General features: G+C 64.6%; 11 protein-coding genes. 5 read left to right on the forward strand and 6 right to left on the reverse strand.

Annotated features, from left to right (window positions below; genetic code table 11):
• Positions 1–6 precede the first annotated feature (6 nt).
• Both ACZ1JC_RS02375 and ACZ1JC_RS02380 read right to left on the reverse strand, forming a co-directional pair.
• Positions 7–1,701: a GMC oxidoreductase gene (locus ACZ1JC_RS02375; RefSeq protein WP_465139503.1), complete on the reverse strand. Its 1,695-nt coding sequence runs from the start codon at positions 1,699–1,701 to the stop codon at positions 7–9.
• Positions 1,702–1,703: 2 nt separating this feature from the next.
• Positions 1,704–2,336: a gluconate 2-dehydrogenase subunit 3 family protein gene (locus ACZ1JC_RS02380; RefSeq protein WP_465139502.1), complete on the reverse strand. Its 633-nt coding sequence runs from the start codon at positions 2,334–2,336 to the stop codon at positions 1,704–1,706.
• 221 nt (positions 2,337–2,557) lie between these two features.
• Here ACZ1JC_RS02380 and ACZ1JC_RS02385 point away from each other — a divergent pair, with 221 nt between their 5' ends.
• Positions 2,558–3,769: an MFS transporter gene (locus ACZ1JC_RS02385; protein ID WP_465139501.1), complete on the forward strand. Its 1,212-nt coding sequence runs from the start codon at positions 2,558–2,560 to the stop codon at positions 3,767–3,769.
• A 58-nt stretch (positions 3,770–3,827) separates the two neighbouring features.
• Positions 3,828–4,169: a hypothetical protein gene (locus ACZ1JC_RS02390; protein ID WP_465139500.1), complete on the forward strand. Its 342-nt coding sequence runs from the start codon at positions 3,828–3,830 to the stop codon at positions 4,167–4,169.
• A gap of 107 nt (positions 4,170–4,276) precedes the next feature.
• Here the strand turns inward: ACZ1JC_RS02390 and ACZ1JC_RS02395 are convergent, their stop codons facing one another.
• The 3 genes from ACZ1JC_RS02395 to ACZ1JC_RS02405 are packed head-to-tail and all read right to left on the reverse strand — an operon-like array spanning position 4,277 to position 8,409.
• Complete coding sequence (locus ACZ1JC_RS02395) at positions 4,277–6,658, reverse strand: beta-glucosidase (RefSeq protein ID WP_465139499.1); 2,382 nt, start codon at positions 6,656–6,658, stop codon at positions 4,277–4,279.
• The gene (locus ACZ1JC_RS02400) at positions 6,655–7,242 is read right to left on the reverse strand and encodes an NADPH-dependent FMN reductase (RefSeq protein WP_465139498.1); all 588 of its coding nucleotides are present in this window, start codon (positions 7,240–7,242) and stop codon (positions 6,655–6,657) included. The genes ACZ1JC_RS02395 and ACZ1JC_RS02400 overlap by 4 nt, the downstream gene beginning before the upstream one ends.
• A gap of 54 nt (positions 7,243–7,296) precedes the next feature.
• Positions 7,297–8,409 (reverse strand): LLM class flavin-dependent oxidoreductase, encoded by a 1,113-nt coding sequence (locus tag ACZ1JC_RS02405; RefSeq protein WP_465139497.1) that lies wholly within the window; start codon positions 8,407–8,409, stop codon positions 7,297–7,299.
• 108 nt (positions 8,410–8,517) lie between these two features.
• Between ACZ1JC_RS02405 and ACZ1JC_RS02410 the strand changes: the two genes are divergently transcribed.
• The gene (locus ACZ1JC_RS02410; protein WP_465139496.1) at positions 8,518–9,195 is read left to right on the forward strand and encodes a TetR/AcrR family transcriptional regulator; all 678 of its coding nucleotides are present in this window, start codon (positions 8,518–8,520) and stop codon (positions 9,193–9,195) included.
• 39 nt (positions 9,196–9,234) lie between these two features.
• On the opposite strand, the gene ACZ1JC_RS02415 is transcribed toward ACZ1JC_RS02410, so the two are convergent.
• Positions 9,235–10,248 (reverse strand): LacI family DNA-binding transcriptional regulator, encoded by a 1,014-nt coding sequence (locus ACZ1JC_RS02415; RefSeq protein WP_465139495.1) that lies wholly within the window; start codon positions 10,246–10,248, stop codon positions 9,235–9,237.
• Positions 10,249–10,312: 64 nt separating this feature from the next.
• Here ACZ1JC_RS02415 and ACZ1JC_RS02420 point away from each other — a divergent pair, with 64 nt between their 5' ends.
• A complete protein-coding gene (locus ACZ1JC_RS02420; RefSeq protein ID WP_465139494.1) occupies positions 10,313–11,920 on the forward strand; it encodes an MFS transporter in 1,608 nt (535 codons plus the stop codon).
• Positions 11,921–12,111: 191 nt separating this feature from the next.
• Positions 12,112–15,519: a TonB-dependent receptor gene (locus ACZ1JC_RS02425; protein WP_465139493.1), complete on the forward strand. Its 3,408-nt coding sequence runs from the start codon at positions 12,112–12,114 to the stop codon at positions 15,517–15,519.
• The last annotated feature ends 42 nt before the right edge of the window (positions 15,520–15,561 follow it).

The following is a 15,561-nucleotide window of genomic DNA, read 5'->3' on the forward strand; positions in this document are numbered from 1 at the left end:
CCGCCGTCAAATCACGCCTTCCTTCAACATCGAGACCGCCGTCGCGCAGGCCCGCGCGGTTAGCGCCATGTAAGTGAGCGAGGGGTTCTGGCAGGCCGACGAGCTCATCTGCGCGCCATCGGTGACGAACAGGTTCGGGATGTCGTGCGCCTGACTCAGCCGGTTGAGAACGGAGGTCTTCGGATCCCAGCCCATGCGCGCGCCGCCCATCTCGTGGATGGAAGTGCCGCCATGGCCGGGCTTGTCGAAGCCCATGATGACATGCCCGCCCGCGTCGGTCAGCATCTTCGTCGCTTCCTTATGCGCATCGGCAAGCGCGGCCATTTCCTCCTTGCCGTGCTCGAAGGCGATCTCAAGCTGGCGCACGCCGCGCGGGTCCGTGCGGTTGCTCAAGGTCAGGCGATTGCTGGCGCGCGGCATCGAATCCGCGAAAACCACCAGCACCATCGTCCATGGGCCGATCTGGTGCAGCTGCTCCTTGTAGTCCTTGCCGATGCCGCCCATCCGCTTGCCACGCGTCCAGGTGCCCTGAAGCGCCCCGCCTTGGAACGAATAGCCGCGCGTGAAACCGTCCCCGTCCAAAGTGTCGAGATTGCGGAAGCGCGGGATGACGATGCCGGTCGGGCGATTGCCGAAGCTGGTTCGCCCCTCGAAACCCGGCACCACCGCCATGGCGGCCATCGTATTGGCATGGTCCATGATATGCGTGCCCAGCACGCCGCTGGAATTGGCGAGACCTTGCGGCATCGCCTCATTGGCCGAATTCAGCATGAGGTGGACGGAGTTGAACGCCCCCGCGTTCAGGAACACGACGCGGGCATAGGCTACCTTGTGCTCGCCGGTCTTGGTATCGATCCAGCGCACGCCGGTGACGCGGCCGGTCTTCGCATCGTAATCCACCTTGTGGACTTGCGCATCGGTGACGACAGTGAGCCGCCCGGTCTTCTTCGCCGCCGGCAGCGTGGCCGATTGCGTGGAGAAATAGGCGCCGTAGGAGCAGCCGCGCGCGCAAATGCTGCGGTACTGGCAATGCGCGCGGCCCTGTTCCGGCCGCGCCTCGGTAAGATTGGCAGTGCGGCCAATGGTCATCACCCGGTCCGGGTATTTCGCGCGAATACGCTCCCGCATCGCGGATTCGACGCAGTTCAGCTCCATCGGCGGCAGGAAGCGTCCGTCCGGAAGCTGCGGTAGCCCCTCCGCTGCGCCCGAAACCCCGACGAATTCCTCAACTTTGTCATACCACGGGGCAAGGTCGGCATAGCGGATCGGCCAGTCGGTGCCGAAACCGTCACGCTTGTTCGCGCCGAAATCGTAGTCCGACCAGCGATAGCACTGCCGTCCCCAAGTCAGCGAGCGACCGCCAAGCTGGTAAGAGCGGAACCAGTCGAAATCCTTGCCCGGCGCCTTCTGGTAGGGCTGATCAGCGTCGTTGACGAAGTGGCCTTCGGTAAACTCGTTGAAGTGCCTGTTGAGCATCTGCACCGGGTATTCGCGTGCATAAAGCTCCGCATCGCCCTGCCCGCGAAACTCCATTTCCCACGGGGCCTTGAGTTCGGTGTCGTAGCCCGTCTGATGCTCGATATTGCGGCCGCGCTCCACCATAAGAACGGTCAGGCCCGCTTCGGTCAGTTCCTTCGCCGCCCAGCCACCGGTAATGCCGGAGCCGACGACGATAGCGTCGAATTGCGTATTGTTGGTCATTGTCAGCCGAAATCCACTGCGGTCCAGTCGCTGGAAAATGCGCGGTCGCCGGGCTGGATGGGGATGTCCCATTCCCATTTGCCGGGGACCAGTTCGTAACGAAGCTCCTGCGATCCGCCCGCTTCGCTGGTGTAGTAGCCGGTGAGGATCAGCCCCTTGATCGCGTTCCATGGCGATGGCGGCGCACCTTGGGCGAAGGCTGCATCGTCGAGAGCGGCCAGCAGGCGCGTACGCTCGGCAAGGCCATGCCGCAGGAAATCGCCCCCCGCCGCGCGGTCCAGCGTGTGTTCCAGCCAGGCGAGATGCCGCAGCGATCCGTCGCGGCGGCGAAAGGGCGCGATGGCCGCCGTCACCATTTCCGACGCCATCGGCGCGCGCGTTCCGGAAAGGCCGTGAGCCAATGCCAGCACCACGAAATCGCCCACGCCCACGTCCATCGCGCCCGGCGTATCGGTGCGCGGGATGACCAGATCGGAAACCTCCGCGATCAGCCGGCGCTGGCGATCGCTCGGCAAGTCGGCCGCATCGAGGTCGGTCAGCTTCACCCCGGCCACGGGAATGCCCAAAGCCAGCGCCAGCAGCGCGGCGCCTGCCGTGAACTCCCGGCGATTCCAGCCCGAATCGGCGCGCCTCATGCGCCAATTCCCACCGGCCGGGCGCTGAACACCCTATCCATGCCCCTCTTCAGGCGCGCTTTCGTCATGCTTCCTCTCGTATAATTTGTAATGATGGTTCTAATTTTAGATGAGCCGTTCGGTCAAGGCCTTCGATTGCATTGACCGCGATCAAAATCGTCGATAGGAAACAGGAATAGTAATTCTAATATAGCGCCGGTCAGCGGCGCGGGCGGAGAGGCATGAACCCGGTTTCCCGATTCTTCAGCAAACTCACCATGAAGCCGCAGGGCATGACGATCGTCATCGCGGCCTTCCTTCCGATCTTTGCGATCGTATCGATGTTCCCGATCGTGGCGTCGATGATCGCGCATTTCCACACCGATCCGGATGCAGCCGCCAAAGTGCCGCTGATGGTCACCGCGCCGGGCCTTACCATCGCCATCCTTGCCCCATTCGCGGGCTGGTTCGTCGACAAGTTCGGCCGCCGCCGGCTGTTGCTGATCTGCACGTTCTTCTATGGCCTGTTCGGCACCCTGCCGTTCTTCCTGGACGACCTGAACCAAATCTTCGCCAGCCGACTGGCGCTGGGCGTGTGTGAGGCAGGCATCCTGACCATCGTCAACACCCTGATCGGCGACTATTGGGACAACGAAAGCCGCCGCAACTGGCTGTTCCTGCAAGGCGTGATCGGGCCGTTCCTGGCCTCCGGCGTGATCCTGATGTCGGGCCTTGTCGCCTCGATGAAGTGGAACGGCGGCTTCCTCGTCTACCTCGTCGCCTTCCCGATCTACTTCGCGATGCTGGCCTTCCTCTACGAGCCAAAGGGCCGCGGCGTGCATGACGATACGCCGATACAGGCCGGCAGCGAAAAGGCCCGCTTCCCGCTGGGCGCCGCACTGGGCGTTGCCGCGCTGACGCTGTTCTCGGCCGCGCAGTACTACGTCTTCATCGTCAACGGCAGCATCGCTTTCGGCGAAGTGGGCGTGACCAACCCGGCAGACGTCGCCAAGATGAGCTTCCTGCCCAGCCTCTTCGTGATCCTGGGCGCGCTGCTGTTCCGCATCCTTTCGGGCCGTTCCAACGGCGTCCAGCTCGGCGCGTTCCTTGCTATCCTCGGCACCGGCCTTGCCGTAATCGGGCTTGCCCGCAATCCGGGTGAGATGATCGTGGGCCTGGCCATCCAGCAGACCGGCGCGGGCATGGCCGTGCCTTCGCTGATCGCCTGGGCCCAGACCAAGTTCCCCTTCGAACATCGCGGTCGGGGCATGGGCATCTGGACCGGATCGTTCTTCTTCGGCCAGTTCATCTCCCCCGTGCTCGTCCATCAGGCGAGCGGCGCGACCGGATCGATGCAGGGCGCTTTCGTCACGGCGGGCGTGGTATCGCTGGCCGTCGCCATCGGTGCGCTGAGCATGGGCATCACGCGGGGCAAAACGCCGCTTACGGTTTGACGGCACAGACTCGATAGCGGGTGTGGCAATGTCCGCCGCACCCGCTATAGGCACATCCATGGCCCGCAAGCACCGCAAACATGGATCCTTTGACGATTTCGGCAGCGAAGAGGAGGAAGCTCCCCCGCCGCCCGTCCCCTGCTGGCTCTGCGGCCGCCCCACGGGCGAGACCATCGTCTGGCACCATCCCGTTCCCAAGAGCCGGGGCGGGCGCGACGTGGTGCCGATGCACCCGATCTGCCAGCAGACGCTGATCGCCAACTTCACCAATTCCGAACTGCAGCGCCACGGCATGGACGTGGAGGGCCTGCTGGCCGATCCCGCCGTGCGCAAATTCGTCGACTGGGTAGCCAACAAGGACCCGGACTTCACCGCGACCATCCCGAAGAAGAAGCGCTGACGCAGAGCGGCGTTTGGACGGACTGATCCGCGCAGCAACGCCAAAGAAAAAAGAGGCCCGCCGGGATCGATCCCGGCGGGCCTCTCTTTGCCTGCGATCTGCGCCCCCTAAACGAGAGCTGCGATCTCCATCTCGACGGGAATGCCCGCATCCTCGCAGTGCCGGGCGAGGCGCAGTGTCAGGCGGTCGGCAACCGGCTCCCAGCCCCCCTCCCCCCAACGCTGGAGTGCGCGCGGTTCCAGCGGCACGGCCACGCGGCGGCTCTCCCCGGCGGCGAGTTGGATGCGGGCAAAGCCCACCAGCGCGCATTCGGGGCTGTCACGATAGACCTGCACCACATCGCTGCCAGTGCGATCGGACAGGTTGCTCACGGTCACGCGCAGCAAATCGCCCTCAGCCGCCGCGTCGGACCATGCGAAGCGCGCATAGCCCATGCCCGAACCGAACGGATGGCGCGCGGCCGTGCCCGCCGCGACCAGACCGCGATAGCCCAGCAGAGTGCCTTCGGAATAGGCCAGAGAGCCATCGGCCGCAGGCTGCAGCGCGAAAGCGGGGTAGTCCACCTCGTTCGCCGCGATCGTCACCGGCAGGCGGCCGCCCGGCTCGCGCACGCCCGAAAGCACATCGGCCAGCGCGCGGGCGAAGCCCTCGCCCGGATACCAGACCGAAAGCAGCGTCGCCGCCTTGTCTTCCCACGCGCTGTCGAAGGCATGACCGACATTGACGATCACCGCCGTGCGCGGATTGGCCGCCGTAACCGCATCGATCAAACGCAACTGTTCGGCGGGAAGCAGGGTATCGGGCCGGTCCTTGCTCTCGACGCTGGAATCGGACGTTTCGCCCACGATCAGAAACACCGCATCCGCCGCACGGGCGGCATCGACGGCGGCCTGCAGCATCTCCTCGGCACTTCCCGGGCCGCGAAGGCCGTACCAGAGGCCCTGCACGCGCCCGCCGGTCCATGAGAACTCGACCGAGACCGTCACCTCCTGCCCTTCGGCAAGATCGAGGCTGACGTGATCGGAATCGCCGCGCTTCAGCACGCCCATCACATCGCCCGCCGGGATCTCTCCGCCCGCGCGCAGCACCTCCTTGCCGTTGACAAGAATGCGCGCCGCGCCGGTCGAACCCAGATGGAGCATATGCGCGCCGCTGCGCGTCGCCGTGTAGCGGCCGCTCGCCCGCACCGACCCCGGCACGGTAAAGTCCGCTTGATCGTGAACGCCCACAAACCAGACGAGCGAATTGGTGTCCCGCGTCTCGCGCGTGAGCACCTCGCCCGCGCAGTCCGGCGCGCCGAAGTATTCCAGCGTCATCCCGCGCGTGCAGCCGTCGCCGATATCCTGCGCCGGCGTCACGCTCATGTTCGGCAGGCGCGGCTGCGGGTCGACGCCGGGTTCGAACAGGATATCGCACGAAGCACCGTAGGCCGCGCGCAAGGTCTCAACCGGCGTCGGTGCATCGGGAGAGATCGAGATCTTCGCGAACGTGCCGCCCTGAAAACACGGCGCCCAGGCGTTGGGGCCGATCACCGCCAGGGTCTTCACCGATCCCGGCGTCAGCGGCAGCATTTCGCCCTCATTGCGCAGCAGGGTGAACCCAGCCGCCGCCGCCTCGATCAGCAGCGCATCGGCCTCCGACTTCGGCATCGGCGGGGCCTTGTCCGCAGTGATCCGGCGCGCGACAGAGGCCACGCGCGAAGCCGCGTCCTCGATGCGCGCCGGATCGACCGCCCCGGCAGCCACAGCCGTTTCCAGCTTGCTGCCCATGAACTGCGCCGGCCCCGGCATTTCCAGATCGAGCCCGGCATTGATCGTGCCCTCGCTAGAATGGGTGCCGAACCAGTCGCTCATGATCAGGCCGGGAAAGCCCCAGTCCTGCTTGACCACTTGGGTCAGAACATGCGCTTGTTCGGAACACCACGATCCGTTGACCCGGTTGTAAGCCGCCATCAGCCCCACGCAGCCCGCATTCGCGGCATATTCGAAGGGCAGCAGATAGACTTCGCGCAAGGTCCGCTCATCCACACGCACGTCGACTTCGTCGCGCGAGGTCTCGCTGTCGTTGCAGACCATGTGCTTGGCGACCGATCCGGTGCCGGTCGATTGCAGCCCCTGCACCCATTCCGCGCCCAGCACGCCGGTCAGCACCGGGTCTTCCGAGAAATACTCAAAGGCCCGCCCCGCCAGCGGACTCCGCGCCAGGTTCAGGTTCGGCGCCAGCACCGCATCCACCCCGCGCGAAACCGCCTCGCTGCCCACCAGCGCGCCGATGCGGCGGGTAAGATCGCGGTCCCAGGTCGCGCCCAGCAAGGTCGAACAGGGACTGAGCAAAGCGATATCGCGCTCGTCCACTTTGCCGCTGGCGATGCCCAGCGGCCCGTCGGACATGGTGAAGGACGGAATTCCTGCCTCTGGCACCGCCAGCGTCGACCACATGGCCCCGCCCGCCGTCAGCGCGCAGGATTGCTGGAGAGTCACGTCGCTCATGCCGAAAGCTCCATCCGGAAACCCATGATCTGTTCGGCCTGCGCGCGCACGGCGCGGGCCACGCCTTCGTCGGCCAGCGAACCGTCCGGCGCGAAAGGCTTCTGCTCCACTGAATTGACCGCGACGCCCACCGGCGTCGGCCAACCGCGCATGGCGTGAACGACGTCGCGCATGGCCGAAAGCGTGGTGCCGCAGGCCTGCCACCCCGCCGCCGTGACGGCTAGGCCGACCGGACGACCGTCGAAATAGACGCGCGCATCGCCGCGCAGGTCCTCCAGCAGGTCGATCGCGTTCTTGACGAGGCCGGAATAGCCGCCGTGATAGCCGGGGCTGCCGATGACGATGCCGTCCGCCCCACGCACCGCCTCTACCAACGCCTGCTGCTCCGGCGTGCGATCCGGATTTTCCGGGTTGAAATGTGGCAGCGCAGCCAGCGCGGGCCCGTCGAACATCACCGTCTCGGCGTCCATCGCGGCGCATTCGGCCAGTACCGCGCGCACGATCCGTTCGCTGGAAGAGGCCTGGCGGAACGTGCCGCCCAGCCCGACGATCCGCCGAGGCGCGGCGGGCGAAATCACGGTCATCGCTATCTCCTCAAGCGGCGCGGCCTTCTTGCGGGCCGCGCCATCACATCATTCTCAAGCCGGAACGGCCGCCTTGAACGCAGGCATCACCTTTTCCGCCATCAGGCGCAGCGTCTGATCGCCGTAGGCAAGGCGCTCCTCGGTCAGCGGGCCGGTGGTCGTGCCGCAGAGCACGTTGCCGATGCCCAGTTCGGCATAAGGCGTCAGATGTTCCAGCACCGTTTCCGGCGATCCGTAGAGGCACCAGGTACCGATCCAGTCGTCGGTCAGCGCATCGGGCGTCTTGTCGGTCTTCTTGTTGGCTTCGTCGCTTTCGGCGCGGGCGTTGAACTCGGCCTCCCGCTCGATCGCTTCCTGATAGCTGCGCAGGATCACTTCCAGTTCCTCGCGCGCCTGATCGTCGCTCTCCGCCACATGGACCACCTGATAGGTGTGCGTCGTCCAGTCGAGCGCGGACTTCACGACTTCATCGCTGTGCCCGGCTTCGAGCAGGAAGCCCTTGTAGATATCGAACCACTTCTTCACGTGGACGAAAGGCTCGGTTCCGCCGATCTTGGGCGGGGTGAAAGCGGGGATAAACGCCGGCCAGCCATTCTCTGCCGCGCGGCGCGAACTGGCTTCCTTCATCGCCACCGGCATCAGCCGCGCATGGCCCGGCGTGAACGGCGAAGGCGTGATGCGCTGGAGCACGCGGCCCTTGTAGGGCCCGTTGTCGATCACCACCGCCGGATCTTCCATGCCCTTGGCCCAGAGCTGTTCGGCAATCGCCAGATTGTTCTCGGCAAGGGCGCCGGCGTCGCGGTAGTCCACTGCGAAGCCGATCATCTCTTCCGGCGTGGTGCCTGAACCGACACCCACCAGCAGCTTGCCGTCGGTCAGCTGGTCCAGGATGTTGATCCGCTCCGCAAAGCGCACCGGGTGATGCAGCGGCACCGAGACGACCGAGAAGCCGAAATGCATCTTCGGCATCTGCGCCGCGAGGTAAGCGGCGAAGATGAAGCTGTCGCTGGCCACCGGCATGTAACCGTTGAAGTGATGGTCCGGCAGGAAGATGGCGTCGTAGTCCAGATCGGCCGCCAGTTTCGCGTGCCCCTCAAGGTCCTTCATCAGCTTTCGGTCCTGCTCGGGGCCGAGCGAGCGGGCGTTCAGAAATACGGAAAAGCGCATCTTCCCCTCCCTTGGGGCATTGCCGCCGCCGCGATGGCGTGCGGTTTGTTTGAAACAGGACTGAATTAGAATTGACGTTCGTATTTCGATAGGCTGTTTGTTGCTGCCATGTCAACACGCTCAAAACCCAAGGCCGCCAAAAAAGAGCTGGCCGTCGATTCCGTCAGCCGCACGCCGCAGCAGGGGCGCAGCAAGGCCTCGCTCGAACGCATGGTCACGGCCGCCGAAAAGCTGATGCTGGAACGGGGGAGCGAGGAGTTCACGCTTCAGGAGGTTAGCCAGACCGGCAATGTCTCGATCGGATCGATCTACTTGCGGTTCGAAAGCAAGGAGAACCTCGTCCGCGCGGTGATCGGCAACCATCTCAAGCGTATGGAAGAACGCGAAAATGAGATGATGGAGCGGGTGCGCGCGCAGTCCAGTTCGCTCGCAACGGTCGTTCCCGCTTTCGTCGAAAACTACGCCGAACTGCTGCGCGAGGAAGCGCCGCTGCTGCGCCAGAGCATGGCCCGCGCCGCGTTCGACCCGCTGGTGGCCGCACCCGGCCGCGAAAGCGCCAACCGCGCTGCCGCGCTGGGCATCGGGGCCATGCTGGAATATCGCGACCAGTTCGGCGGATCCGATCAGGAGCGCAAGGCCAATGCCGCCTACCAGATCATCTTCGCCACTCTGGCCCGGCAGCTGAGCCTCGGTTCGACCGGCGAGTCGGTACACCCGCAGGACTGGAAGGAACTGAAGATAGAACTGGGCCGGATGTGCCTGGCCTATCTGACCACCGACCTTTGAAGTCTTGGCGAGGGCCTGCCTTTCGCCGCGATCAGGCCCTCACCCCCCGCACGATTCGCGGATCACAAGTTCGGTCGGCAGGCGATCCACCGCCATGCGCGGGCGCGAATCGAACACGCTGGACACCAGCCGCCGCCCGGCAAGCTGGGTATCCTGGCGGATCGTGGTCAGCTTGGGCGTGCTGAGGCGGCTGAGCAGCATGTCGTCATAGCCGACCACTGCGACATCGCGCGGGGTATCCAGCCCCGCGCGCTTGAGCGCCTGAATTGCCCCCAGCGCCAGCAGGTCGCTGGAGGCAACAATGCCGTCGAAGGCAATCCCATCCTCGATCAGGTGACTGACGGCGGCATCGGCGTGGTCCAGTTCGAACTCCACCGTGACCATCAGCCGGGGATCGACATCGGCCCCGGCCTCCTCCAGCGCTTGCACATAGCCGCGCCGGCGCTGCTCCGCCTCGGGATCGGTGCCGCCCACGAAGACGATGCGGCGGCGGCCCAGCCGCACCAAGTGACTGGTCGCGCGGCGCCCGCCGAACAGATTGTCCGACCCGATCGAGCGATAGCGCTGGCCCGGAAGCTCTGCGCCCCAGACGACGAAAGGATGGTTGCTGTCCGCCAGCCGGTTGAAGGCTTCGTGCAACTCACCCTGCCCCAGGAAGATCGCGCCCGTCGCCCGGCTGGTGGTGCTGGCGATGACCAGATCCTCGTAACTGCCCGGCGAAACATGGCTGACGGTGAAATCGCATCCGCGCGCGCGCGCTGCCTCACCTATGCTGGCCAGCAATTCGAGGAAGAACGGGTGCGAAAGCGGCAGCGGACGGCCATGGGCATGGGGCGTGACGACAACGATGCTGCCTTCCGACCCGATGGGCGCGGCCGGCATGGACATGCGGAACGGATAGTCATGCTCGTGGGCAAGGGCCCAGATGCGCTGCTTGGTGCGCGAACTGATGAGCGGCTGGTCGTTGAGTGCGCGCGACACGGTGGACACCGAAACGCCGGCCAGCCGTGCCAGATCCTCCAATGTCGTTTTCCGGGCATTCCCAAGTGTCATTCAGCCTCGCCCATACCAAATCGTTTCGACATCCTGTAGCGCATGACACGGGGAGGATTGCAAGATGACCGATCCTGATCGTGCGCGCGTACCGGTAAAACCGGACGCCGTCGAAATCCGGGACAGTGCCGGAAACTGGGGTAAGGCCAGAATTCTGGACATGAGCGTCGGCCTGTTCGGCGTGCAAGTGGTCTGGGGGCTGCAGAACGTCAATACAAGCCGCATTTTCCAGAGCCTTGGCGCGGACTTGTCTGACCTGCCGCTGCTGTGGATCGCCGCGCCCATTACCGGGATGCTGGTGCAGCCGGTGGTCGGCCACTTCAGCGATCGGCTGGGCGGCGTGGATGCCGGGCGCTGGAGCCGCTGGGCAGGCCAATGGGGCCGCCGCCGGCCCTTCATGGCCGTCGGCTGCGTGCTCACGGTGATCGCCCTGCTGGTGATGGGCCATGCCACCAGCCTGCCCATGGCCATCGCGGGGCTGTGGATGTTGACCGCCTCCGTCAACCTGCTGATGCATCCCTTGCGCGCGCTGGCGGCGGATCAGCTGACCGCCGACGAACGTGCGCTGGGCTTTTCGATGCAAGTGCTGTTCATCGGCGCCGGCGCGGTTTTCGCATCGACGCTGCCCTGGGTGCTGGTGAACCTTTTCGGCGTTTCCGGAACGGCCGAGGACGGACTGCCCCGTTCGGTGGAACTGGCTTTCGAATTGAGTGCGCTGGCGGTCATCCTGACGGTGGGCTGGGCCCTGCTTCGCACCCGTGAACAACCGGTAGCGACACCCGCGCACCCGGCCGCTTCACCGACGCCTCCTTCGCAAGCCTTGCCGGATGCCGACGAAGGCGGTCATGCCGGACTTGCCTCAATCGGATTCGCCATTGTCATCGCGGTAACTGCTGCGCTGGCACCACTGCGGCGGGAGGCCTTTCTGCTGGCGGCGGTGATCGGCGGCTTCGGCATTCTGCGCTTTTTCCGCGCACGATTGGCAAGGATGGCAAAGGAGGACAGGAACCACAGCCGGAATCGCGGGGTGCTGGTGATCCTGGATGACATTGCCGCAATGCCACAGGCGATGCGTCGGCTGGCGATCACGCAGTTCCTCACGTGGTTCGCGCTGTTCATCGTCTGGGTCTATTCGGTGCCGGCGATAGCCCTGCGCCACTTCGGCACCAGCGACCCGCGTTCGGCCGCCTATGCCGCCAGCGCGGACTGGGTGGGCGTGCTGGCGGCGCTTTATGACGGGACGGCGGCCTTGGTGGCGCTGGGCTTTCCGCTGCTGGTCCGCGCCCTTGGCCTCAGACTGATCCACGGGGCCTGCCTGGCTACCGGGGCAATGGGCATTGCCGGGCTGCTGCTGGTCAATGGCCCCGGCATGTTGTGGATGCCGGCTTTCGCCATCGGCGTGGCCTGGGCATCGATACTGGCGGCGCCTTACGTGATCGTCGCCGAATCCGCCCCCGCTGCCAAAGTCGGCGTCTACATGGGCATCCACAACGTGTTCCTGGTGCTGCCACAGCTGTGCGGCGCGGCTTGCCTTGGGCTGGTGGTCGATAACCTGCTTGGCGGCCGCGCCGACCTGATGCTGGTGGTGGCGACCGTCGCCATGGCCCTTGCCGCGGCCAGCAGCCTGTTGCTTCCGAAAACCGCAGACGGCGTGGCACCCGCCCCGGCTTAGGGATCCTTCGAGTTATGCAAAACTTTGCATGACGATTTATGCAAAGTTTTGCATAAGCACCGCCACTATCCTCGAAAAGATTCGCAAATACCTTAGATTATTCGGCTATTTTCCCTCTTGCACGTTGCGCAAAATTGCGCAAATGTTGCAACCAGACCGGAACAAGCCCGGCAAGACAATGGGGAGGAAATATGCTCAGTCTGCAGCAGACGAAGCGTGCGCTCGCGTGCGGCGCATCGGCCACGGCACTGCTTTTCAGCGCAACTAACGCACAGGCCCAGGATCAGGCCGGCGCCCAGGTTGCCGCACCCACCGACAGCGACGCGAACGGCAATGACGGCAATGCCATCATCGTCACCGGCGTGCGCAGTGCGCTGGAAACATCGCAGCAGATCAAGAAGAACGCCGACACCTTCGTCGATTCCATCACCGCGACCGACATCGGCGCCTTTCCGGACAAGTCCGCGGCCGAAGCGCTTCAGCGCATCCCCGGCATCACGGTGAACCGCCTGCAGTCGGCCGACGACAGCACCCACCCCTCGGGCGAGCCGACCAGCGTGCTGATCCGCGGGTTGCCGATGGTGCGCACCGAATTCAACGGGCGTGACAGCTTCTCCGCAGACTCCGCGCGCGGGCTGCAATTCAACGACGTTTCGCCAGAACTGCTTGCCGGCATCGACGCCTACAAGAACCAGACGGCGGACATGATCGAAGGCGGCATCGCCGGCACCGTCAACTTGCGCACCCGCCTGCCGTTCGATCAGAAGGGCCTGCTGGTCACCGGCGTCGCCAAGCTGAACTACGGCACCCTGTCGCAGAAGGTTACGCCGGAGTTCTCCGGCCTCATCAGCAACACCTGGGATACCGACATGGGCCGCTTCGGCCTGCTGGCGGACTATGCCTGGAGCCACGTGATCACGCGCACGGAAAGCGTGATCATGGACAAGATCGATACTTACTGCACTTCGGGCTTCGGCACCAAGGACGCAGGGATCGTCAATTCGGACGGCAGTGTGGCCTGCACCGGCAACCCGTTCGGCGGCACGGGCTGGGCCTATGCGCCCGACGGAGTGCGCTATTCGCAGGTCGATTACGACCGCAAGCGCCATGGCCTTGCCCTTGCCGCACAGTACGAAAGCCCGGGCGGCGATGTGCATGCCACCGTGCAGTACCTCGATTCCAAGTACAAGAACGCCTGGTACGAACGCGCCAGCCACGTCATTCTGGACGGCAACTACTTCGGCACGGCCGCCTTCAATCCGCGCACCAGCACCATCCTCGGCGCCGCGGACGGCACTTCACCGTTGGTGTTCGGATCGAACGGAATGCTGCAATCGGGCATCCTGACGCAGCCGCACGGCAGCTTCTCCGGCTCCTACGACAGCCTCGAAGCGGCGCTCAACGCCGGCTCGGCTATCCCCGGAGTGCCCTTCGTCAATTACTGCGGTGCCGGTGCGAATTGTTCCACCTTGCGCGACGGCATGTATTTCCAGAACGAGGCGCGCAAGTTCAACCACTCGGAAGGCACCAAGGACCTTTCCGCGCACATCGACTGGCAGGCGAACGACCGGCTGCGCTTCAGCGCCGACGCGCAGTACATCGATGCCTCCACCTACAACAACGACATCCTGGTCGCGACCGGGTCGATGGCCAACTTCGATTACAGCGTGAACAAGGACGGCACCCCGCAGGTTTCCCTGCTGCCGGGCGACAACGTCAACTACGCGTCGGGCGGACTTGCCAATCCGCACAACTACTGGATCCCGTTCATCCAGGGCCATGTCGAGGATAACGACGCCAAGGAATTCGCCACCCGCGCCGATGCCGAATACAAGTTCGCCGATGGCAGCTGGCTGGACTCGCTTTCGGTCGGCGTGCGCTATTCGAACCGCAACCAGACGGTGCGCTATTCGACCTTCAACTGGACCTCGATCGCGGCGCCGTGGAACTGCAACGGCCCCGGTTTCAATGCCGACAATACCACTGGCGGCGCCTATCCCACCAATACCGGCAACTGCGCCGGTAACGCGGGCCATCCCGATTTCGCCGGATACGGCGACGGGATCTGGGAATCCTACAGCCTGGGCAAGTTCTATTCGGGCGGGACCTACCCCAACGGCCAGTTGGTCTACCTCAACCGCAGCACGCTTAACGATTACGACCGCCTGATAAACTCGCTGGGCGGCGCGCAGACCCATTCGCCGCTGGGCACCGGTTACACCGGCATCTGCGACCGTCCGGAAGCGACCGTGGACGAATGCTTCACGCCGGGTGAAGTGATGAAGGTGCGCGAAAAGACCTGGGCCGGTTACGCGATGCTCCGCTTCGGCGGGGACGACAAGTACATCGGCGGCATCAACGTGACCGGCAACATCGGCCTGCGCGTGGTCAATACCAAGACCCGCAGCGAAGGCAGCGTCGCTTTCCCGCAGTCCAACATCTTCGACAATCTGCAGCCCTGCGGCACGCCGCTTTCGGGCACCGATATCGTCAATCCCAGCTGCTACCTGACGGACGATGTCCGCAACTTCGCCAACGGCGCGGTTCAGGAAGACACCTATACCGGTTCGCACACCGACTGGCTGCCCAGCGTCAACCTGCGTCTGGGGCTGGATACCCGCAACTTCGTGCGCTTCGCCTATTCCAAGGCGATCTCGCGTCCGGACTTCGGCCTGCTGCGCGATACCGTGGCGATCAATGCGCCGATCCTGAACACCGGGCCGGATTCGCCCTATGTGGTGCTCAATTCGCCCAATGCGGAGCCGATCGCGGCGAACGTCGTTGGCTACAACTTCGTGTTTCGCGCCAATTCGGGCAATGCCGCGCTGAAGCCGGTTTCGGCCGACCAGTTCGACATCTCGTTCGAACACTATGCCGGATCGACGACCTCGTTCACGTTCACGGCATTCTATAAGAAGCTGAACAACTATATCACCTACGGCCAGTTCGACCGGGAGATCACCAACGGCACATCCACGCAGGAAGTGCAGATCATCGGCCCGCAGAATTCGAAGGGCGGCGGCAAGCTGAAGGGGTTCGAGGCTGCATTCCAGACCTTCTTCACCTTCCTGCCGGGCGCGCTGAAGGGGTTGGGCACGCAGATCAACTATACCTACGTAAGCCAGTCTGGCATCAGCAACTCCAACCTGATCACCGCATCGTCCAGCGGCGACGTGGGCGCCTTCGGCGCGGGGCAGCAGGCGCTTGGCGGCACCGGTTCGGTGATCGACTCGCACCGCCTGGCCGGCATCTCGAAGAATACGTTCAACGTGGTGGGCCTCTACGAATACGGTCCGTTCGGCTTCCGCCTCGCCTACAACTGGCGCTCTCGCTACCTCACGCAGAACCTCGACTGCTGCATCGGGTTGCCGGTGTTCCAGAAGTCCGCCGGCTTCCTTGACGGGTCGATCCGCTGGTCGGTTACCGACTTTGCCGAAATCTCGCTGGAAGGGTCCAATCTGCTGGGCACCAAGTCGATCTACCAGCAGCAGATCTTCGGGGACTCCCCGCAGACGCCGGGCGCCAAGGCGGTCTACCGCGATGCCAACTGGAGCCGCGTGGACCGCCGCTTCCAGCTTGGCCTTCGCCTGAAATACTGAAGGGCTCTCCCTGCCGCGCCGCTGACCGAACCCTTCGGCGGC

Source organism: Sphingomonas sp. BL-S-28 (assembly GCF_055521515.1).